The following is a 330-nucleotide window of genomic DNA, read 5'->3' as shown; positions in this document are numbered from 1 at the left end:
CAATCAATTGCTTCGTGAACTTGTTGATGTACAGTATGGACGTAATGATATTGATTTCAAGCGTGGTACATTCCGTGTGCGCGGAGATGTAGTTGAAATCTTCCCAGCATCACTTGATGAGCATTGTATTCGAATTGAATTTTTCGGTGATGAAATCGATCGTATTCGTGAAGTAAATGCGTTAACAGGTGAAGTATTAGCAGAACGTGATCATGTAGCAATCTTCCCAGCATCTCACTTCGTTACGCGTGAAGAGAAAATGAAGGTCGCTATTGAAAATATTGAAAAAGAATTAGAAGAGCGTTTAAAGGAATTAAATGATAACGGTAA

General features: G+C 37.9%; 1 pseudogene. It reads left to right on the top strand.

The window, feature by feature from the left end:
- A pseudogene (locus tag MR170_RS31320) lies at window positions 1-330 on the top strand (excinuclease ABC subunit B); the annotation flags it as partial.

It is taken from the genome of Bacillus cereus group sp. BfR-BA-01524, assembly GCF_022662595.1.
In the GTDB taxonomy this organism is placed as follows: domain Bacteria; phylum Bacillota; class Bacilli; order Bacillales; family Bacillaceae_G; genus Bacillus_A; species Bacillus_A thuringiensis_S.
This window is presented reverse-complemented; position numbering and strand designations above follow the sequence as displayed.